Source organism: Blastococcus colisei, assembly GCF_006717095.1.
GTDB classification, from domain to species: Bacteria; Actinomycetota; Actinomycetes; order Mycobacteriales; family Geodermatophilaceae; genus Blastococcus_B; species Blastococcus_B colisei.
The window spans coordinates 843799-862587 of the sequence record NZ_VFQE01000002.1 but is presented as its reverse complement, the minus strand read 5'-3'; the positions used below and the strand labels follow the sequence as shown (position 1 = coordinate 862587).

The window sequence follows — 18789 nt, the reverse complement described above, 5'->3', positions numbered from 1 at the left end:
CGTTCGGGGCGCCCAGGACATAGGTAAAGGTTCCTATGCCTATGGCGCGGAGACGACGCGCGCCCAACGACACGAGCACAGGAGGGCCCGCATGGCCGTCTCGTTCGACCTGACCGAGGACCAGCTCGAGCTGCAGAAGTGGGTGCACGACTTCGCCGCGAACGTCGTACGCCCCGCGGCCGCCGAGTACGACGAGCGCGAGGCGTTCCCCTGGCCGGTGCTGCAGGAGGCCGCGAAGATCGGGCTCTACTCCCTCGACTTCTTCGCCACCCAGTGGTTCGACGAGTCCGGCCTCGGCATCCCGCTCACCATGGAGGAGCTCTTCTGGGGTGACGCCGGGATCGGGCTGGCGATCGTCGGCACCACCCTCGCGGCGGCCTCCGTGCGCGCGAACGGCACCGACGAGCAGGTCGGACAGTGGATCCCCGCCATGTTCGGCACCGTGGAGGAGCCGAAGGTCGCCGCGTTCTGCTCCTCGGAGCCCGACGCCGGTTCCGACGTCGGGGCGATGCGCACACGGGCGGTCTACGACGAGGCGACCGACGAATGGGTGCTCACCGGCGCCAAGACCTGGGCCACCAACGGCGGGATCGCCGACATCCACGTGGTCACCGCCGTCGTCGACCCCGAACTGAAGGCCCGGGGCCACGCCAGCTTCGTCGTCCCCCCGGGTACGAAGGGGATCGCCCAGGGGCAGAAGTTCCTCAAGCACGGCATCCGCGCCTCGCACACCGCCGAGGTCGTGCTCGACGGCTGCCGGATCCCCGGCAACTACCTGCTCGGTGGTCGCGAGAAGCTCGAGGAACGGTTGGCACGGGCGCGCGAGGGCGTGAAGAGCGGCCGTACCCAGCCGTCCATGGCCACGTTCGAGCGCACCCGTCCCGCCGTCGGTGCGCAGGCGGTCGGGGTGGCGCGGGCCGCCTACGACTACGCGCTCGACTACGCCAGGCAGCGGGTGCAGTTCGGCCGGCCGATCATCGAGAACCAGGCGATCGCGTTCCTGCTCGCCGACATGAAGACCTCCATCGACGCCGCCCGGCTGCTGGTGTGGCGTGCGGCGTGGATGGCGCGCAACGGCCAGCAGTTCACCGCCGCCGAGGGGTCGATGTCCAAGCTCGTCGCCGGGGAGACCGCCGTCCGGGTCACCGAGAAGGCCATGCAGATCCTCGGTGGCAACGGCTACACGCGCGAGTACCCGGTCGAGCGGATGGCCCGGGACGCCAAGATCTACACGATCTTCGAGGGCACCTCGGAGATCCAGCGGCTGGTCATCGCCCGCACGATCTCCGGCGTGCACGTCCGCTGACGCGCGACCGGCCCGGCGATCGTGCACGGTTGTAGACAACAGCCCGGTACCGGACCTGTCGGTTCTCGCCTGGATGTGCCGACGCGCTGACCTGCACATACGCCTTCGGAATAACGATCCCATAACGCCGTGACCCACTGGTGGACTCGGGCGTGGCGGCGCCGTTCCGGTCGCACCCCCCATGGTCTCGTTCCGCCGTCCGGATCGCCGGGCCACCGCCCCGGCGATCCGGGTCAACTGAGGGAGCCGACGTGCAGCTCACGTCACCACCCCGTCGTGCGCTCGGTCTCCTGACCGCCGGCACGATCGGCCTGTCCACCGCGCTGCTCGGCGTCGCCGGCGTGGCGAGCGCCACCCCGGGCGACGCCGTGTCGACCGAGGACGTGGTCTCGGCGGCGCTCACCGCCCCCACCGCGCCCCGGTACCTCGAGGTTTACGAGGTCGGCGACGGTTCGGTGACGCTCACCTTCCTCCTCGGCTACTACGACCCCGCCGTCGAGGCCGAGACCACCGGCTACGAGGTCAGCACCGACAACGGCTCCACCTGGAACCCGTTCGTCGTCGATGCTCCCTACGGCAACAACGAGCGTTTCGGCACGGTCACCGGCCTGATCAACGGTCAGAGCTACGACATCGTCGTGCGGGCAACCAGTGATCAGGGCCCGAGTGTCGACAGCGACGTGGTCCAGGGCACGCCCGCCAAGCCGATCGGTGCGCCGGGTGCCCTCACGGTCACCACGGCCCCGGGCAAGGTGACCGCCAGCTGGTCCGCGCCGACGGTCGCCGGCACCTTCCCGGTCGACGGCTATGCCGCCTACATGTTCCAGCCGGCCGGTCCGGACGCCGGCGGGATGGGTGACTCTCTCTGCCACAGCACCGCCGACGTGCTCACCTGCACGGGTGACGCCGACTTCGGTTCTGAGTGGCAGGTGAGCGTCTTCGCGATCGACTCCGAAGGCAACGGAGGCATCCACGCGGCACCGGTCGCGACCGGGAAGATCCCCTTCCCGGCCACGGTCCCGGCGTCCAACGGGCCCATGACCCCGGCGGCCGGCTCGTCGGGCAAGGTCGAGGCCGGCAAGACGATGACCGTGACCGGCACCGGCTACGCGCCCGGGTCGACCGTCACGCTCCTCATCTACTCCGAGCCCCAGGTCCTGACCACGGTCGTCGCGGACTCGTCGGGCAACTTCACCGCCACCGTCACCGTCCCGGCCGGCCTGGCGCCCGGGGAGCACACCCTCGTCGCCTCCGGCTACGACACCAACGGCGACCAGCGCTTCACCACCCTGGCAGTGACGGTGTCCGCGGCCGGGACGGCGACGGTCACCGGTCCGAAGCTGGCCGCCACCGGCGCCGACGTCACCCTTCCCGCGATCGGTGGTCTCGCCGTCCTCGGGCTCGGGACCGGCCTGATCGTCGTCGCCCGTCGCCGCTCCGCCGCCTGACCGCCCGACCCGGGACCCGAGCCACCCGGCTCGGGTCCCGGGTCGTCGCACGTCCTCCGCGCACCACCGCGCACGTACGAACGGACCTGCAATGACGCACACCCAGCCCATGGAGCGGGTCGCCCCGCCGCCGGTGCCGTCCACGACACTGCGTGCGCCGGCACGCTGGGTCGGTGTCGTCCAGGCGGCAGGCGAACTCCTGATCACGGGTGGGCTGGTCGTCCTGCTGTTCGTGGTCTACGAGCTCGTCGTCACCGACGTGCTCGCCGACCGCCGGCAGGTCGCGCTCGCCCATGAGCTGCAGGAGGACTGGGACCGCCCGCCCTCGGCGGCGGTGCCCGTGCACGAGAGCAAGCTGGGTGACGCGTTCGCCGTCCTGCACATCCCGCGCCTCGGCCTGGACTACGAGCGCGTGGTCCTCGAAGGCACGCAGGAGAGGCAGCTCTCGCAGGGCCCCGGTCACTACACCGGCACCGCGATGCCGGGAGAGCAGGGGAACGTCGCCTTCGCCGGGCACCGGGTGGGCAAGGGGTCACCGTTCCTGGAGCTCGACCTGCTGCAGCCCGGTGACCCGATCGTCGTGGAGACGGCGGACAGCTGGTTCGTCTACCGCATGCTCGGGGACGTCGCGACGGGCGACGTCGCCGCCGATCCGAGCGGCATCCCGGGTCGGCAGATCGTCCGCCCGGAGGACGTCGAGGTCATCTCACCGACCCCCAACGCCGCGGAGAACGCGGCTCCGACCGGCGCCTACCTGACCCTGACCACCTGTCACCCCCGATACTCGGCGGAGCAGCGGCTGATCATCCACGCCCGCCTGGACGGCGCAGCGATCAGCAAGGCGGACATGCCCAACGGCCCGGCCGCCCTGTCCGAGCGCTGAGGAAGGAGCACTGCATGTACGGCTGGATCTGGCGGCACCTACCCGGCGGGACGGCGGTCAGGTCGCTGACCGCGCTGGTGCTCGTGCTCGCCGTCGTGGCGCTGCTGCTGTTCGTCGTCTTCCCGTGGGTTGAGCCCCACCTGCCCTTCAACGACGTGACCGTCGACTGATCCCACCCAGGCATAGGTACCTTTACCCCCCATCCCGGGGTCCACGACGCAGGTATAGGTACCTATGCCTTGGCCGGGGTCAGCGGTTGCGGCCGAGCGCGTCGTGGCTGGTCACCCAGTCGCCGGCCAGGATCGCCGAGGTCAGCGAGATGTCGCCGGCCAGGACGACGCCGGCGCAGACCTCGGCGAACTTGTTGACCTTGCCCGCGCCGTAGCACCCGAGGATCTCCAGGCACTCGCGCTGGGTGGCCAGGCCGGTGCCGCCGCCGTAGGTGGCCACGATCAGCGAGGTGAGCGTCGTCGACCAGTAGTAGTCGCCGTTCTCCAGCAGTTGCGCGTACGTGACGCCGGAGTGCGACTCGGCGACGTTGGCGACGTCCTGCCCGGTGGCGATGAACATGGCGGTCAGGCCGTTGGCGGCGTGGGCGCCGTTGTAGGCCGCGCCGGACATGAACGCCCCGGCCATCCCGATCTGGCGGTACTCGAACAGCTGCCGGGTGTCGACGCCGGTGACCCGCTTCAGCACCTCGTTCGGGATCGTCACCTCCGCCACGACCCGCTTCCCGCGGGTCATGAGCATGTTGATCTGCGAGTGCTTCTTGTCGGTGTCGATGGCGCCCGACAGCACGTAGCGCGGGTGGTCGGGGTGGTTCTCGCGGATCCACTCGCAGGCGGCGAGAGTCGCCTTGCCGGTCATGTTCTGGCCGGCCGCGTCGCCGGTCGTGTAGTTGACCCGCAGGTAGCGCAGCGGGCCGATCTGGTGCTGGCCGATGTAGGTGAGCTTCCCCGAGCGGGTGGTCGACTCGGCCGCCGTCCGGATGCCGTCGAGGTGTTCGTCCACCCACCGGCCGAACTCCCGCGCCTGCAGGGCGTCGTCGAGGATGAACGCCGGTGCCCGCTGCATGTGGTCGTCGACGACCGTCGTCCGCACGCCGCCGCACTCGCCGATGAGGCGCATGCCGCGGTTGTAGCTGGCGACCAGCGTGCCCTCGGTCGTCGCGAGCGGGACGAAGAAGTCGCCCTGGGCGTGCTCGCCGCGGACGGTCAGCGGGCCGGCGAGGCCGATCGGGACCTGGGCGACGCCGGTGAAGTTCTCGACGTTGCCGGGCAGGACGGCGGGGTCGAAGGAGTAGGTGCTCACGTGCTCGAGGTGGGCGCCGGTGCGCTCGGCGACGAAGGCCTGCCGCTTGTGCGCCATCTCGTCGGTGTAGTCGTGCTCGCGGTCGCGCGGGATGCGGGTGCGGTGCGTGGACGGGGCATCGGTCATGGGGCACCTCTCCGGTACGACGACGTGATCGCTCGTCCAGTGTGGGCTGCGTCACCCCGCGCCGCTCGTCGTTCCTCCATGACCGATGTGTTGCAGGTGGGTATCGAACCGGCAACGTTCGTGGTGAACGCGCAGTTCGGGTGGCCGACCCGTGCCGACGGCGAGAGGGTCGAGGGTGGACCCGCCTTTCCGAATCCCGGAGGTCAGCGTGCGCACCATCCGACCACTCGCCCTCGCCGCAGCCGGCGCCCTCGCACTGACCGCCTGCGGAGGGGGAGGGGAGAGCGTCGACACCGGTGGTGGTGGCGGTGGTGACAACGTCCTCACCGCCGCGGTCGCCGCACAGCCCGACCAGTTCGACCCGCACGTCACCAGCGCCTACCCGAGCTTCCAGGTGCTGGAGAACGTCTACGACACCCTCGTCGTGCCCAACGCCGAAGACCTCACGATGGAGCCGAGCCTGGCGACCGACTGGGAGGTCAGCGACGACGGCCTGACGTGGACGTTCAACCTCCGTGAGGATGTCACGTTCCACGACGGCAGCGAGTTCGACGCTGCCGACGTCGTCTACTCCTACAACCGGATCATCGACGAGGAACTCAACAACGCCTACCGCTTCTCGACCGTCGAGAGCGTCGAGGCCGTCGACCCGCAGACCGTCGAGATCACGGTCAGCCAGCCGACGCCGAACCTGCCGGCACTGATCGGGGCGTTCAAGGGGATGTCGATCCTCCCCGAGGGCGCGGCCGAGGAGTACGACCTCACCACCGAGGCGGTGGGCACCGGGCCGTTCACGCTGGAGAGCTCCGACGCCAGCAGCACCGAGCTGGCCGCCTACGAGGACTACTGGGGTGGGGCGCCCAGCATCGACGGCGTCGAGTTCCGCTACATCACCGAGCCGGCCGCGGCGCTCACCGCGCTGGAGAACGGCGAGGTCCAGTGGACCGACAACATCCCGCCGCAGCAGATCGAGTCCCTGGCGGGTGACGACGCCGTCGAGCTGGCCACCACACCGAGCGTCGACTACTGGTACATGAGCATGAACTACGCCCGGGAGCCGTTCGGCAACCCGCTGGTGCGCCAGGCGATCGCCACGGCGATCGACCGCGGGGCCGTCACCGAGGCGGCCCGCTTCGGCGCGGCCCAGCCCAATCAGACCGCGATCCCCGAGGACTCGTTCTACTACTACGACTACGCACCGTTCGAGCCCAGCGTCGAGGAGGCGACGGCGCTCCTGCAGCAGGCCGGCGTCCAGACGCCGATCACCATGGGCTTGATGGTGACCGACGAGTTCCCGGAGACGGTCACCGCGGCGCAGGTGATCGCCAGCCAGCTCGAACCGATCGGCATCGACGTCGACGTGCAGACCGTCGACTTCGCCACCTGGCTGGACCGCCAGGCCCAGGGAGACTTCGACGCCTTCCTGCTGGGCTGGCTGGGCAACATCGACCCGTTCGACTACTACCACGCACAGCACATCACCGGCGGGTCCAGCAACTACCAGGGCTACAGCAACCCCGAGGTCGACCGGCTGCTCAACGAGGCCGCCACGGAGACCGACGAGGACGCCCGCAAGGAGCTCTACGACCAGGCGGCCAAGCTCATCGTGGACGACGTCTCCTACCTGTACCTCTACAACCCCGACGTCGTGCAGGCCTGGGTCCCCGGTCTCGAGGGGTACCAGATCCGCGCGGACAAGGCGATCAACTTCGAGGACGTGACGCTGCCCTGACCACCTACCTGCTCCGCCGCATCGGGCAGTCGGCGGTGGTGCTGGCCGGGGTGAGCGTCATCGTGTTCTCCCTGGTCCACCTCGTTCCCGGCGACCCGGTGCGCTTGGCGCTGGGCACGAGGTTCTCCCAGGAGACCTACGACGCCCTGCGGGAGCGGTCGGGGCTGGACCAGCCGCTGGTCGAGCAGTTCTTCGGCTGGCTGGGGCGGGCGCTGACCGGCGACCTCGGCGTGAGCTTCCGCAGCGGGGAGACGGTCACCTCGGTGATCGCCGAGCGGTTGCCCGCGACGCTCACTCTGGCGTTCGCGTCGATCCTGGTGGCGCTGGCCATCGCGATCCCGCTGGGGACGATCTCGGCCCTGCGGCCCGGGTCGATCATCGACCGCATCGCCACCGTGATCAGCCAGTTCGGCATCTCCGTGCCGGACTTCTGGATGGGCATCGTGCTCATCCTGGTCTTCGCCGGCACGCTGGGCTGGCTGCCGTCGGGCGGTTTCGTGCCGCTCAGCGAGGACCCGGGGGCGTGGCTGCAGAGGCTGGTCATGCCGGCGCTGGTCACCGGCGTCGTCTCCGGCTCGGTGATCACCCGCTTCGTCCGGTCCAGCATGCTGGAGGCGCTGGGCTCCGACCACGTGCGGACGGCGCAGGCCAAGGGCCTGCCCACGCGGCAGGTGTTCACCTGGCACGTCCTGCGCAACGCCCTGCTGCCCCTGGTGACGGTGACCGGCGTGCAGCTGGCCTACCTGCTCTCCGGCGTGGTGGTCGTGGAGATCGTCTTCTCCTGGCCGGGGCTCGGGCAGCTGGCCCTGCAAGCGGTGGAAGCGCGCGACTACCCCGTCCTGCAGGGCGCCATCCTGCTGTTCGCGGTGGTGTTCCTCGTGATCAACCTGGTGGTCGACCTGCTCTACACCGCCATCGACCCGCGGATCCGGCGATGACATACAGCCGGGTCCTGCTGCCATGACCGGCGCGCCGCTCCCCGAGCCGGGCAACTCCCCGGACACCCCTGCGGGTGCACCCGGCACGGTGTCGGAGTCGCGGGCCCCCGAGGCGTCGCTTCGCCCCGCCCGACCGCGGTGGCGAGAGACCCTCAGCCTGCTGATCCACAACCCCACCGCGGCGATCGCGTCGGTGACGCTGCTGCTCATCGTGGTGGCCGCCGTCTTCGACGACACCCTGGCGTCGGAGGGCCCGAACGAGATCTCGGTGGCCGACCGGCTGCAGTCGCCCAGCTGGGAGCACCCGTTCGGTACCGACGACCTCGGCCGCGACATCCTGAGCCGGGTCATCCTCGGCGCGTCGGTGTCACTGCGGGTCGGCTTCCTCGCCGTCGGCTTCGCGCTCGTCGTCGGCAGCCTGATCGGCCTGCTGGCGGGCTACTACGGCCGGTGGGTGGACGACGTCCTGATGCGGTTCATGGACGTGCTCTTCGCCTTCCCGGCGGTGCTCCTGGCCATCGCGGTGCTGGCCGTCCGCGGCCCGGGTGCCGGCAACACCGCGCTGGCCATCGGCATCGTCTACACGCCGATCTTCGCCCGGGTGACGCGGGCGAGCGTGCTCGGCGTCCGGGAGGAGGTCTACGTGCGCGCCTCGCGCTCGGTGGGCGCCTCGGACTGGCGCATCCTGACCCGCCACATCCTGCCGAACGCCGCGCCGCCGATCATCGTGCAGACGTCGATCAGCCTGGCCTTCGCCGTCCTCGCCGAGGCGGCGTTGTCCTTCCTGGGGTTGGGCACCCAGCCGCCGAACCCCTCCTGGGGGCTGATGCTGGCCGAGGGGCGTGGCTACATCGAACTGGCCTGGTGGCTGGCCTTCTTCCCGGGCATGGCGATCTTCCTGACCGTGCTGTGCTTCAACCTGCTCGGCGACGGACTGCGCGACGTCCTGGACCCGCGGCAACGCACCCAGATGGCCGGGGGTGGCAAGTGACCGAGCCGGTGCTGGAGGTCGAGGACCTGCGGGTGCGGCTGCGCACTCCACGCGGGACGGCGCACGTGGTCAACGGGCTGACCTACCGCGTCGGCCAGGGGGAGACCGTCGCCGTCGTCGGCGAGTCCGGCAGCGGGAAGAGCGTCTCGGTGCTGGCCCTGCTCGGGCTCCTGCCGGCACGGGTGGCCACGGTCACCGGCCGCGCCCTGCTGCAGGGCGAGGACCTGCTGACCATGGCGCCCGAGCGCCTCCGCCAGGTGCGCGGGGCGGGCGCCGGCATGGTGTTCCAGGACCCGATGACGTCGCTGAACCCGGTGCTCACCGTCGGCCGGCAGCTCGTCGAGGGGCTGCGCGCGCACGGCGACATGTCGAAGGCCGTGGCCCGCCGGCGGGCCGCCGAGTTGCTCGGCGAGGTGGGGCTGCCCGACCCCGAGGGGGCGCTGGACCGCTATCCGCACGAGCTCTCCGGTGGCATGCGGCAGCGGGTGGTCATCGCCATCGCGCTGTCGAACTCGCCGGCGCTGCTCATCGCGGACGAGGCCACCACCGCCCTCGACGTCACGGTGCAGGCGCAGATCATCGACCTGATCGCGAAGCTCCAGGCCGACCACGGCACCGGCGTCATCTGGATCACCCACGACCTGGGCGTCGTCGCCGGCATCGCCGACCGGGTGCTGGTCATGTACGGCGGGCGGTGCGTGGAGGACGGCACGGTGGACGACGTCCTCGAGCACCCCGCGCACCCGTACACACGCGGCCTGCTCGGGTCCCTGCCTGACCTGGCCGCGCCCGCCGGCCCGGACGGCGAGGTGCCCGACCTGACGACCGTGCCGGGGCTGCCGCCGCCACCGACCGATCTGCCGGAGGGCTGTGTGTTCTGGCCGCGGTGCCCCGTCCGCAGCGACGCGCGCTGCGAGACCGAGCAACCACCCCTCGCCCCCGTGAGCAGCGTTTATGGCCATAAACGCTCCTCGGAACTGGAGCACCGGGCCGCCACCTGGTGCACGGAGGAGGGGACTTCCGGCGCCGGGAGTCCCGGGGACGGCGGGGCGTTCCGCGCCGAGAGTCCGGAAGGGGGCCGTGCATGAGCACCGCGCTGGGCGCACAGAGCACGGATCGCACGACGTCCGGCGACGTCCTCGTGTCCGCCCGCGGGCTGGAGGTGCACTTCCCGGTCGGCGGCGGGGGGCTGCGCCGGAAGCCGGCCGGGGTGCTGCGGGCGGTCGACGGGGTCGACCTCGACATCATGCGCGGCGAGACGCTCGGGCTGGTGGGGGAGTCCGGCTGCGGGAAGTCGACGCTGGGCAACGCGCTGCTGCGGCTGGTGCCACCGACCGGCGGCACCATCACCTTCGACGGCGGTGACGTGACCTCGCTGGACCGCCGCGGGCTCAAGGAGATGCGCCGCCGGGCCGGGATGGTCTTCCAGGATCCGTTCGCCTCCCTCGACCCCCGGCGGACGGTCGCGCAGACCGTGGCCGAGCCGCTGGAGGTGCACGGCCTGCGGTCGGGGAAGCGCGAGCGCTCGGCCCGCGTCGGTGAGCTGCTGGAGCTGGTGGGGCTGGACCCAGCGGTCGCCGGCAGGTACCCGCACGAGTTCTCCGGCGGTCAGCGGCAGCGGGTGGGCATCGCCCGGGCGCTCGCGGGGGAGCCGGACTTCCTGGTCTGCGACGAGGCGATCGCCTCGCTCGACGTCAGCGTGCAGGCACAGGTGCTCAACCTGCTGCGGCGGCTGCAGCGGCAGCTCGGGCTCACGCTGCTGTTCATCTCGCACGACCTGTCCGCCGTCCGGCACCTGTCGGACCGGATCGCGGTCATGTACCTCGGCCGGGTCGTGGAGGTGGGGCCGGCCGCGGCGGTGGGCTCGGATCCGCAGATGCCGTACACGCAGGCGCTGCTGTCCGCCGTCCCGGTGCCGCACCCGGCCCTGGAACGGGCCCGGCAGCGGATCGTCCTCACCGGCGACGTCCCCTCGCCGTCCGCCGTCCCCAGTGGCTGCCGGTTCCGGACCCGCTGCCCCTACGCCTTCGAGCCCTGCCCGACCGTCGACCCCGCGCTTCAGCCGGCCGGGGCGGCCGGGCAGCTTGCCGCCTGCCACCTGCACGGCGTCGTCGGCCGGCCGGTGGGGGAGGAGACGCCCGAGGGGATCACCGCCCCCCCGAGCTGATGATCGACTCGGGCAGGGCGATCAGGCGTCGGCGCGCACCAGGCGGGGGCGGGCGGCGACCACGCCCGAGGCCAGCTGGCCGGCCAGCACCACCAGCAGCAGGAGCAGGCTCGCGGTCCAGCCGTCGGTCAGCTCGTGCAGCAGGCCGACGGCGAGCGGTCCGGACGCCGCCAGCAGGTACCCCAGGCTCTGCGACGCGGCGGACAGCCGGCCGGTCTGCGCGGCGTCGCGGGTGCGCACCAGGATCAGGGTCATGGCCAGGGGGAACGACGCGCCGGTGCCCAGCCCGTAGAGCACCGCCCACAGGGCCGGAGCGGCGTCCGGGGCGACCAGGAGGCCCAGGATGCCGGCCGCGGTGGGGGCGGACGCCGCCACGACCCACCCGACCTGGCTCGACCGGCGCGCCGCGAGCGGCGGGACGAGCAGCGACAGCGGGGCACCCAGCAGCGCGGCGGCGGCGACCAGCACGCCGGCGGTGACGGGGGTGACACCGGCGTCGTCCTCGAGGATCGCGGCCAGCCAGGTGAGCAGCGCGTAGAAGGACAGCGACTGGAAGCCGAAGTACGCCATCACGGCCAGGCCCACCCGGTCGCGGAGGATCGCGGTGCGTCGTCCCGGGGCGGGGGGCGGGGCGGGGCTCTCGGGGCGGGCGCGCGCCAGCAACCCCATCGCGACGAGGGCGAGCGCCACCGGAGCCAGCCACAGCGCCAGGCCGCCCATCGCGCTGCCGGTCAGGGCGGTGAGCGGCTGGGCGAGGCCGGCGCCCAGGCTGGCCGACAGCGCCATCGACCCGGTCACCGCCCCGACGACGGCGGCGCTGCGACTGCCGTACTCGGCGCGGGCGACGGCGGGCAGCAGGACGTTCGCGATCGCGATACCGCCGCTCAGGACGACGGTGCCGGCGAACAGGCCGATGGCACCGGCCGAGCGCAGGCCGATGCCGACCGCGAGGACGGCGAGGCCGGCGAGGACCGCGCGGTGCAACCCGATGCGGGCCGCGAGCGCGGGGGCGAACGGCGAGAGCAGGCCGAAGCAGACCAGCGGCAACGAGGTGACCACCGCCAGGGCGCCGGTGGACAGGGACAGCTCGTCCCCGACGTCCCCGAGCACCGGGCCGACGGCGGCGAACGGCCCCCGTAGGCACAGCGCGGTGAGGACGAGCGCCGCCGCCGGTGCGAGCACGGTCCAGCTGAGGCGGCGGGCCGTCGTCACGCGGAGGCCGGGCAACCCAGGTCGCGGGAGATCTGGGCGGCCGTCTCCAGCAGCGGCGGCACGAACTCGTCCTCCAGCCGGCGCAGCGACGTCCGGTTGGCGCTCACCGACAGGTTCACCGCCGCAACCACCGCACCCTCCCGGTTGCGCACCGGAGCAGCCGCCGAGCGCAGTCCCTCCTCCAGTTCCTCGTCCACCACCGCGTAGCCCTGGGCCCGCACCTCACCCAGCCGGGCACGGAGGGCGCCGGGGTCGGTGACGGTCCGCGACGTCAGGGGGGCGAGCTCCGCCCGCGCCAGGTAGTCGGCCAGCTCGGCGTCGGGGAGCCCGGCGAGCAGTACATGGCCCATCGACGTGGCGTACGCCGGGAACCGCGTCCCCACCGTGATCATCACGGTCATGATCCGCTTGGTGTGCACCCGCGCCACGTAGACGACGTCGTCGCCGTCCAGGACCGAGACCGACGACGACTCGTCCACCCGGCTCACCAGCGCCTCGAGGTGCGGCTGTGACACCTCCGGCAGCGTGAGGCCGGACAGGTAGGAGTAGCCGAGCTCCAGGACGCGCGGGCGGAGGGAGAACTCCCGGCCCTCGACCCGCACGTAGCCCAAGTGGACCAGCGTCAGCAGGAACCGCCGGGCGGCGGCGCGGGTCAGGCCCGTCGCCCGGGCGACCTCGCTCAGGTTCAGCACCGGATGCTGGGCGTCGAAGGCCCGGATCACCGCGAGACCCCGGTCCAGGGACTGCACGAACGTGCCGTCGCGGACCCGGCCGACCGTGGTGCCCGTCTCCAGCTCCGTCTCCGCGTCGGCCATGCTCACCTCTCCCCATTCGCCCGGACGCCACCAGCCGACGTCCGCATCACGGACGACGACGGGCGTCGCAGCCTGCGGTGTCCGGCCGTTCGCTGCCGTTGGGCACAGTCCTGTTACAGCTGTTGACGTGGCCACGGTCACCTGCAACCGTTCGTATGGCACACATACGTTCGCAAGGCGAACGACTGTGCGCAAGGTCCCGGTACACGGACACGCCGATCGAAGGAGATCCCATGCGCCGGACGCTGACCGCGTTCCTGACCGCACCCGTGCTGCTGACCATGGCGGCCTGCGGAGGGGACGACGCGGAGAGCCCCCAGGGCGGCGGTGCGGAAGGAGGGGGCCTCGAGGCGGTGACCGTCGGGGTCATCCCGATCGTCGACGTGGCCCCGGTCTACCTCGGCCAGGACCAGGGCTTCTTCGAGGAGTGCGGTCTGGACGTCAGCCTGGAGACCGGCCAGGGCGGAGCCGCGATCGTCCCGGCAGTGGTCAGCGGGGAGTCGCAGTTCGGTTTCAGCAACATCACCTCCCTGCTGCTCGCCGCCAGCGAGGGCCTGCCGCTGCAGGTCGTCGCGAACGGTGTCACCTCGACGGGCGAGCAGGGCGCGGACTTCGGCGCAGTCGTGACCACGCCCGACAGCGGCATCACGGACGCCGCCGACCTGGCCGGGCGCAGCGTGGCGGTCAACACGCTGAACAACATCGGCACCACGACGATCCGCGAGTCGGTGCGCGCCGCGGGCGGCGACCCCGACAGCGTCGAGTTCGTCGAACTGCCGTTCCCCGACATGGGGGCCGCCTTGCAGCAGGGCAACGTGGACGCGATCTGGGTCGTGGAGCCGTTCCTGGCCCTGGCCACGGACAACGGCGCGCAGGTGGTGACGTCGAACTTCGTCGACACCGCCGACGCCCTCACGGTGGCGGCGTATTTCACGAGCCAGCAGTACGCGCAGGAGAACCCCGAGGCCGTGGAGTGCTTCAGCTCCGCCATGCAGCAGTCGCTGGAGTACGCGCAGGAGAACCCGGACGCCGTCCGCGAGATCCTCGGCGAGTACACCCAGATCGACCCTGCGATCGCCGGGGCCATGACGATGCCGGCCTGGCCGACCGAGATCAACCGGGAGTCCGTGCAGACCCTGTCCGACCTCGCGGTCGAGGACGGCCTGCTGGACGAGGCGCCGGATCTGGACGCCCTGCTGCCGTGACGGGGCTCGCGCGGTCCCGGGGGGTCGCAGCACCCGGGGCACCGGTCCGGACGGGCGCGAGCGAGGGGGTTCGCTGATGAGCTCGTCGACCGTCGGCCGGACATCGGCGGACGCCGCCGCCCCGTCGACCGGCGGCGCCCGGCCGTCACGATCGCGGCGGGTGCTGCCGACCTGGGTCCTGGGACTGCTGGGCCTGATCGGACTCGTGGTCCTCGTCGAGGTGGCTCCGCGGATCGGGCTGGTTCCGCGCCGCTACTTCCCGCCGTCGTCGGAGATCGGATCGGCCCTGCTGGAGCAGCTGGGCCGGTCGGAGTTCTGGACCGCCGTCCTCGACACGCTGCAGGGCTGGGCGCTCGGCCTGGCCATCGCGTCCGTGGCGGGCGTCGTCCTCGGCATCCTGATCGGCACCTCCCGGTTCACCCGCGAGTTCACCGCGTCGACCATCGAGTTCCTGCGGCCGATCCCGTCGGTGGCGCTGATCCCGATCGCCGTGCTGCTGTTCGGGTCGGACATCGAGAGCAAGCTGATGCTGGTCATCTACGCCTCGTTCTGGCAGGTGCTCATCCAGGTCCTCTACGGGGTGCAGGACGTCGACCCGGTCGCGCAGGACACCGCGCGGGCGTACGGGTTGGGCTCCTGGGCGCGGATCCGGCACGTCACCTGGCCCACCGCGCTCCCGTACGTGATGACCGGGCTGCGACTGGCCGCCGCGGTGGCGCTGATCCTCGCGGTCACCTCCGAGCTGGTGATCGGGAACCCGGGCCTCGGCAAGCTGCTCAACAACGCGCAGAGCAGCGGGGCCGTCGCGGCGACCTACGCGATCGTCGTCGTCACCGGCATCCTGGGCGTGATCGTGAACGTGGTCTTCCGGGCCGTCGAGCGGCGGTCGCTGTCCTGGCACCCGTCCCAGCGAGGGGAGGTGCCGGCGTGAAGGAGCTTGCGAGTTCACGCATGAGCACAGCAGCCTCGCGAACGCGGCCGACGAGCGCCAGCGAGGAGGACTCGTGAGCGTCGTGCATCGCATCGGGATGGCCCTGGGGCTGCCGGTCATGCTGTTCACCGTCTGGTGGGTGGCCAGTGCCGGCAGTACCAACTTCTTCTTCCCGCCGCTGTCGGAGATCCTCGACAGCCTCGTCCAGGAGTGGTTCGGCGCCCGGCTGGTCGACGACGTCTGGCCGAGCCTGTACCGGCTGGCCGCCGGATACGCGCTCGCCGCAGCGGTCTCCCTCGGCTTGGGCGTGCTGATCGGCACCTCCCGGACGGTGCGGGGGCTGACCGAGCCGGTGTTCGAGTTCTTCCGCGCGATCCCGCCGCCGGTGCTGGTGCCGATCTTCATCCTGCTCTTCGGCATCGGCGACGGCATGAAGATCGTCGTGATCGCCTTCGGGTGCATGTGGCCGATCCTGCTGAACACCGTCGAGGGAGTGCGTGCCGTCGACGAGGTGCTCAGCGACACCGGCCGCGTGTACGGCGTCCACGGCTGGTCCCGGCTGCGGTACCTGGTGCTGCCCAGTGCCAGCCCGCAGATCTTCGCCGGCCTGCGGCAGGGCCTGTCGGTGGCGATCATCCTCATGGTCATCAGCGAGCTCTTCGCGGCCACGAACGGGCTCGGTTTCGCCGTCGTGCAGGCCCAGCGGAGCTTCGCCATCCCCGAGACGTGGGCAGGCATGTTGATGCTCGGTCTGCTCGGCTTCCTGCTGGCGATGCTGTTCCGGCTGGTCGAGAACCGCCGGCTGGCCTGGTACCACGGCCTGCGCCGCGCCCAGCGCTCCTCCTGATCGGAAGGTTTCCCATGCTCGACGTCCGCGGCATCAAGAAGGTGTACGAGAGCAAGGACCGCACGGTCGAGGCCGTGCGCGACCTCACCTTCACCCTCGGCCAGGGCGAGCTCGCCTGCCTGGTCGGCCCGTCCGGGTGTGGCAAGACGACCCTGCTGAAGATCATGTCCGGGCTGCTGGAGCCGACCTCCGGCGAGGTGCTCATGGACGGCGCGCGGGTCTCGGGTCCCCCGCCGGGCATGGCCGTCGTCTTCCAGGAGTACGGCCGCAGCCTCTTCCCGTGGATGACCGTCCGCGAGAACGTCGAGCTGCCGCTCAAGCAGAAGAAGCTGCCGACGGAGCGGCGCAGGCAGCTCGTCGAGGAGTCACTGGCCGCCGTCGGGCTCGCCGAGGCGCACGCCGCCTACCCGTGGCAGCTGTCGGGCGGCATGCAGCAGCGGGTCGCGATCGCCCGCGCCGTCGCCTACGAGCCGCACGTGCTGCTCATGGACGAGCCGTTCGCCGCCGTCGACGCGCAGACCCGCGCCGATCTCGAGGACCTGATCCGCGACCTGTGGCACAAGTTCAAGGTGACGACGCTGTTCGTCACCCACGACATCGACGAGGCGGTCTACCTGGGCCAGCGGGTGCTGATCCTGTCCAACTCGCCCACGGTGATCCGCGACGACCTCACCATCGACCTGCCCGACGAGCGCGACCAGCTGACCACCCGGTCCTCCCCGCGCTTCGCCGAGCTGCGGGCCCGCGTCTACGAGCAGATCCACCGCGCGAAGACGGCGTCCCCCGACGAGCCGGTCGCAGCCGGGGCCACCCCGGCGCCGGTCACCCAGGACCACTCCGGCGCCTGATCGCGTCCGGGACCTGCGGCGGCGGGGTCCCTGCCCGGGGCATTAGCCTCGACGGCGCCAGGAGGGCTCGCCTAGTGGCCGATGGCGGCGGTCTTGAAAACCGCTATGGGGTAACACCCATCGTGGGTTCGAATCCCACGCCCTCCGCTCCTGACCAGCGTTTTGTCCTGTCCGGAAGAACTCTGGCGACGGAAGTCCCGCGCCGCCGCCCGCTCGCGTGCCCGCTACGTGCCCGTACGGTTGGGAGTGGTGCCCGCTGCGAGGTGCCCCAGGCGGGCCGCGACCTCGGCGTCGCGCCGCTCGGCCGCGTGCTGGTAGATCATCGCCGCGCGGGACGATGAGTGGCCGGCGCGCCGCATGACCTCGGCCAGGGCCCCCGCTCTGCGCCGCAAGGGTGAGGCCCGCATGCCGCAGGTGGTGCGGATGAACGTCGGGCAGGTCGGCTGCTCGCCGGGCTGTGCTCCAGGCGGCGTGGACGTGATGGGCGCGGAGAGTTCTCCCGTCTCTCCGCACGAACAGCCGAGCCGTTGGCAGCGCCGGGGAGCGGGTCTTCAGGTGCTCGGCCAGTGCTGAGACGCCCTGCGGGGGGAGGTGGACGACGCGCTGGCTGCCCACCTTCGGTGTGCTCTCCACGGGGCCCGCGTCCGTCTCCACGACCTGCCGCTGCACGGCCACGGTGCCCGCGTCCATGTCGATGTCGCCGATGCGGAGAGCCAGCAGCTCGCCGAGGCGCAGGTGGGCCCAGAAGGCCAGGTCGACGAGACCCCGGAGGTTCTCGGGCATGTTCGCGGAGAGGTGCTGCACCTGGTCGACGTCCAGCAGCGGTCGCTCGTCACTGCGGGCCTGGCCCGCACCCTTGATCCGGCAGGGATTCCGAGGGAGCGCGTCGTCTGCAACGGCCGTGGCCAGGATGGCGTGGAGGAGGGCATAGGCCTGCCTGGTCGCCGTCGGGCCGGTGGCTGCGCTCGTCTCGGCGTGCCATCGCCGCACGGCTGCCGGAGTTATGCGGTCCGCTCTGCCAGCCACGCCTGGCTGTAGTCGCGGAGCGTGACGCCGCTGCGCAACGGGTCGAGCCAGACGCCGCGACCCATGTCGACCTCCACCGTGTCGTTGGCCAGCTTCACCAGGTGGAACGGATCGACGCTGACCGCCGCTGCCGGCAGGTGTTCGCGCAGCGCCTTGCGGAACGCCGCCGACGGGTCGATCGCCACCACCTCCACGCTTCCCCGCCAGGTCTGGCTGCGCGCGGCCAGCCAGGCGCCGACGCCGGTGGAGTCGCGGCCGTCGACCACGCCAAGCACCCGGCCGGTGTCGGTATCGACCAGGGTGGTCATCCATGGCTCGTAGCGCCGCCAGCCGCCGCTCTCGTCGCGGAAGAAACGGACCGAGCGGTAGCGGTGCTCATCGACCCCGAGCCGGCGGACGAGCACGTCGTCGGGGTCGATGATCAGGTCGGCAGCGGCGGTGAGCATGGCCTGCACCGGCCACCAGGACACCCGGTGCGCGCGGGCGACCTCGCTGGCCGCCCGACCGGAGACGACCACGGCGGCGACCAGTGCCTGGCACAACCGGGCAGTGGAGCGGGCGTACGCCGGCACCTGGTCGGTGACCTCGCTGAACGTCTGACGCGAGCAACGAGCCTGGTCGCAGAACCAGCAGCGCTTGACCCAGACCAGCTCCACCGGACCGGCCACCGGCAGGTCCCGGAGCAGTTGCCTGCGGCGTGAGTGCACCCGCGCGGCGAGCACTCCACAGACTGGGCAGCCGGGTGGGTCGGTGGACTGCACCTCGACCCGGCGCAGGCCGTCGTCGTCGATGGCGCTCAGGACCCGGTAGTCGGGCAGGTTGAAGATCGTGCTCGCGGCGTCACGCTGCGAGCCCGTAGGCTCGAACACGGCTCGTGGACCTCACTGGTGCGGATGTCTAGGCAACACCCATCCCAGCAGGACCACGGGCCCTCAACGTCTCCGGGCCACGCTCACGATCATCGGCTCACGCCGCGTCCTTCACCAGGAACCGCGAAGAGCCC

Annotated in this window: 18 protein-coding genes, 1 tRNA gene and 1 pseudogene; 14 read left to right on the top strand and 6 right to left on the bottom strand. The window is 71.6% G+C overall.

The window, feature by feature from the left end; genetic code table 11:
* The first annotated feature begins 91 nt into the window (after nucleotides 1-91).
* The 4 genes from FHU33_RS23600 (at nucleotide 92) to FHU33_RS25235 (ending at nucleotide 3807) form a co-directional block, all read left to right on the top strand.
* Complete coding sequence (locus FHU33_RS23600) at nucleotides 92-1306, top strand: acyl-CoA dehydrogenase family protein (RefSeq protein ID WP_142027980.1); 1215 nt, start codon at nucleotides 92-94, stop codon at nucleotides 1304-1306.
* Nucleotides 1307-1557: 251 nt separating this feature from the next.
* Nucleotides 1558-2754, top strand: coding sequence for a fibronectin type III domain-containing protein (locus tag FHU33_RS23595; protein WP_142027979.1), 1197 nt, complete (start codon nucleotides 1558-1560; stop codon nucleotides 2752-2754).
* 91 nt (nucleotides 2755-2845) lie between these two features.
* On the top strand, nucleotides 2846-3637 hold the full coding sequence (locus FHU33_RS23590) for a class E sortase (protein WP_246064168.1): 792 nt from the start codon (nucleotides 2846-2848) through the stop codon (nucleotides 3635-3637).
* A 14-nt stretch (nucleotides 3638-3651) separates the two neighbouring features.
* Complete coding sequence (locus tag FHU33_RS25235) at nucleotides 3652-3807, top strand: hypothetical protein (RefSeq protein ID WP_170182671.1); 156 nt, start codon at nucleotides 3652-3654, stop codon at nucleotides 3805-3807.
* A gap of 79 nt (nucleotides 3808-3886) precedes the next feature.
* Here the strand turns inward: FHU33_RS25235 and FHU33_RS23585 are convergent, their stop codons facing one another.
* Nucleotides 3887-5074: a hydroxymethylglutaryl-CoA reductase gene (locus FHU33_RS23585; RefSeq protein WP_142027978.1), complete on the bottom strand. Its 1188-nt coding sequence runs from the start codon at nucleotides 5072-5074 to the stop codon at nucleotides 3887-3889.
* A gap of 208 nt (nucleotides 5075-5282) precedes the next feature.
* On the opposite strand from FHU33_RS23585, the gene FHU33_RS23580 reads away from it, so the two are divergent.
* From FHU33_RS23580 to FHU33_RS23560, 5 genes are read left to right on the top strand one after another with little or no spacing between them, the layout of a single operon-like run.
* The gene (locus tag FHU33_RS23580; RefSeq protein ID WP_142027977.1) at nucleotides 5283-6806 is read left to right on the top strand and encodes an ABC transporter substrate-binding protein; all 1524 of its coding nucleotides are present in this window, start codon (nucleotides 5283-5285) and stop codon (nucleotides 6804-6806) included.
* Nucleotides 6803-7744, top strand: a complete 942-nt coding sequence (locus tag FHU33_RS23575) for an ABC transporter permease (RefSeq protein WP_142027976.1) — start codon at nucleotides 6803-6805, stop codon at nucleotides 7742-7744. The genes FHU33_RS23580 and FHU33_RS23575 overlap by 4 nt, the downstream gene beginning before the upstream one ends.
* Before the next feature lie 22 nt (nucleotides 7745-7766).
* A complete protein-coding gene (locus tag FHU33_RS23570) occupies nucleotides 7767-8735 on the top strand; it encodes an ABC transporter permease (RefSeq protein WP_142027975.1) in 969 nt (322 codons plus the stop codon).
* Nucleotides 8732-9823 (top strand): ABC transporter ATP-binding protein, encoded by a 1092-nt coding sequence (locus tag FHU33_RS23565; RefSeq protein ID WP_142027974.1) that lies wholly within the window; start codon nucleotides 8732-8734, stop codon nucleotides 9821-9823. Before FHU33_RS23570 ends, FHU33_RS23565 begins: the two co-directional genes overlap by 4 nt.
* Nucleotides 9820-10902, top strand: a complete 1083-nt coding sequence (locus tag FHU33_RS23560) for an ABC transporter ATP-binding protein (protein ID WP_142027973.1) — start codon at nucleotides 9820-9822, stop codon at nucleotides 10900-10902. The genes FHU33_RS23565 and FHU33_RS23560 overlap by 4 nt, the downstream gene beginning before the upstream one ends.
* 21 nt (nucleotides 10903-10923) lie before the next feature.
* On the opposite strand, the gene FHU33_RS23555 is transcribed toward FHU33_RS23560, so the two are convergent.
* On the bottom strand, nucleotides 10924-12114 hold the full coding sequence (locus FHU33_RS23555) for an MFS transporter (RefSeq protein WP_246064164.1): 1191 nt from the start codon (nucleotides 12112-12114) through the stop codon (nucleotides 10924-10926).
* On the bottom strand, nucleotides 12111-12929 hold the full coding sequence (locus FHU33_RS23550; RefSeq protein WP_142027971.1) for an IclR family transcriptional regulator domain-containing protein: 819 nt from the start codon (nucleotides 12927-12929) through the stop codon (nucleotides 12111-12113). The genes FHU33_RS23555 and FHU33_RS23550 overlap by 4 nt, the downstream gene beginning before the upstream one ends.
* Before the next feature lie 233 nt (nucleotides 12930-13162).
* Between FHU33_RS23550 and FHU33_RS23545 the strand changes: the two genes are divergently transcribed.
* The 5 genes from FHU33_RS23545 to FHU33_RS23525 all read left to right on the top strand — a co-directional run bounded on the left by FHU33_RS23545 (nucleotide 13163) and on the right by FHU33_RS23525 (nucleotide 16907).
* Complete coding sequence (locus tag FHU33_RS23545; RefSeq protein WP_142027970.1) at nucleotides 13163-14134, top strand: ABC transporter substrate-binding protein; 972 nt, start codon at nucleotides 13163-13165, stop codon at nucleotides 14132-14134.
* A 76-nt stretch (nucleotides 14135-14210) separates the two neighbouring features.
* Entirely contained in the window at nucleotides 14211-15065 is an 855-nt protein-coding gene (locus FHU33_RS23540) for an ABC transporter permease (protein ID WP_142027969.1), read from the top strand.
* A 73-nt stretch (nucleotides 15066-15138) separates the two neighbouring features.
* Nucleotides 15139-15912, top strand: coding sequence for an ABC transporter permease (locus FHU33_RS23535; RefSeq protein WP_246064163.1), 774 nt, complete (start codon nucleotides 15139-15141; stop codon nucleotides 15910-15912).
* 14 nt (nucleotides 15913-15926) lie between these two features.
* Nucleotides 15927-16760 carry an ABC transporter ATP-binding protein gene (locus tag FHU33_RS23530; RefSeq protein WP_142027968.1) on the top strand — a complete coding sequence of 278 codons (834 nt, stop codon included), beginning with the start codon at nucleotides 15927-15929 and terminating at the stop codon, nucleotides 16758-16760.
* Between the two features lie 60 nt (nucleotides 16761-16820).
* Nucleotides 16821-16907 (top strand) — tRNA-Ser (locus FHU33_RS23525).
* 77 nt (nucleotides 16908-16984) lie between these two features.
* Here the strand turns inward: FHU33_RS23525 and FHU33_RS23520 are convergent.
* From FHU33_RS23520 to FHU33_RS23510, 3 genes and pseudogenes are all read right to left on the bottom strand, one after another.
* Nucleotides 16985-17167 carry a hypothetical protein gene (locus FHU33_RS23520; protein ID WP_142027967.1) on the bottom strand — a complete coding sequence of 61 codons (183 nt, stop codon included), beginning with the start codon at nucleotides 17165-17167 and terminating at the stop codon, nucleotides 16985-16987.
* Between the two features lie 28 nt (nucleotides 17168-17195).
* A pseudogene (locus FHU33_RS26555) lies at nucleotides 17196-17543 on the bottom strand (tyrosine-type recombinase/integrase); the annotation flags it as partial.
* Between the two features lie 218 nt (nucleotides 17544-17761).
* Complete coding sequence (locus tag FHU33_RS23510) at nucleotides 17762-18655, bottom strand: transposase (protein WP_142027966.1); 894 nt, start codon at nucleotides 18653-18655, stop codon at nucleotides 17762-17764.
* Nucleotides 18656-18789 lie beyond the last annotated feature (134 nt).

What these genes read in the sequence shown, in the direction of transcription:
- FHU33_RS23600 (WP_142027980.1), top strand. Translation starts at nt 92, where the DNA reads ATGGCCGTCTCGTTCGACCTGACCGAGGACCAGCTCGAGCTGCAGAAG.
- FHU33_RS23590 (WP_246064168.1), top strand. Translation starts at nt 2,846, where the DNA reads ATGACGCACACCCAGCCCATGGAGCGGGTCGCCCCGCCGCCGGTGCCG.
- FHU33_RS25235 (WP_170182671.1), top strand. Translation starts at nt 3,652, where the DNA reads ATGTACGGCTGGATCTGGCGGCACCTACCCGGCGGGACGGCGGTCAGG.
- FHU33_RS23585 (WP_142027978.1), bottom strand. Translation starts at nt 5,074, where the DNA reads ATGACCGATGCCCCGTCCACGCACCGCACCCGCATCCCGCGCGACCGC.
- FHU33_RS23570 (WP_142027975.1), top strand. Translation starts at nt 7,767, where the DNA reads ATGACCGGCGCGCCGCTCCCCGAGCCGGGCAACTCCCCGGACACCCCT.
- FHU33_RS23560 (WP_142027973.1), top strand. Translation starts at nt 9,820, where the DNA reads ATGAGCACCGCGCTGGGCGCACAGAGCACGGATCGCACGACGTCCGGC.
- FHU33_RS23550 (WP_142027971.1), bottom strand. Translation starts at nt 12,929, where the DNA reads ATGGCCGACGCGGAGACGGAGCTGGAGACGGGCACCACGGTCGGCCGG.
- FHU33_RS23545 (WP_142027970.1), top strand. Translation starts at nt 13,163, where the DNA reads ATGCGCCGGACGCTGACCGCGTTCCTGACCGCACCCGTGCTGCTGACC.
- FHU33_RS23540 (WP_142027969.1), top strand. Translation starts at nt 14,211, where the DNA reads ATGAGCTCGTCGACCGTCGGCCGGACATCGGCGGACGCCGCCGCCCCG.
- FHU33_RS23530 (WP_142027968.1), top strand. Translation starts at nt 15,927, where the DNA reads ATGCTCGACGTCCGCGGCATCAAGAAGGTGTACGAGAGCAAGGACCGC.
- FHU33_RS23520 (WP_142027967.1), bottom strand. Translation starts at nt 17,167, where the DNA reads ATGCGGGCCTCACCCTTGCGGCGCAGAGCGGGGGCCCTGGCCGAGGTC.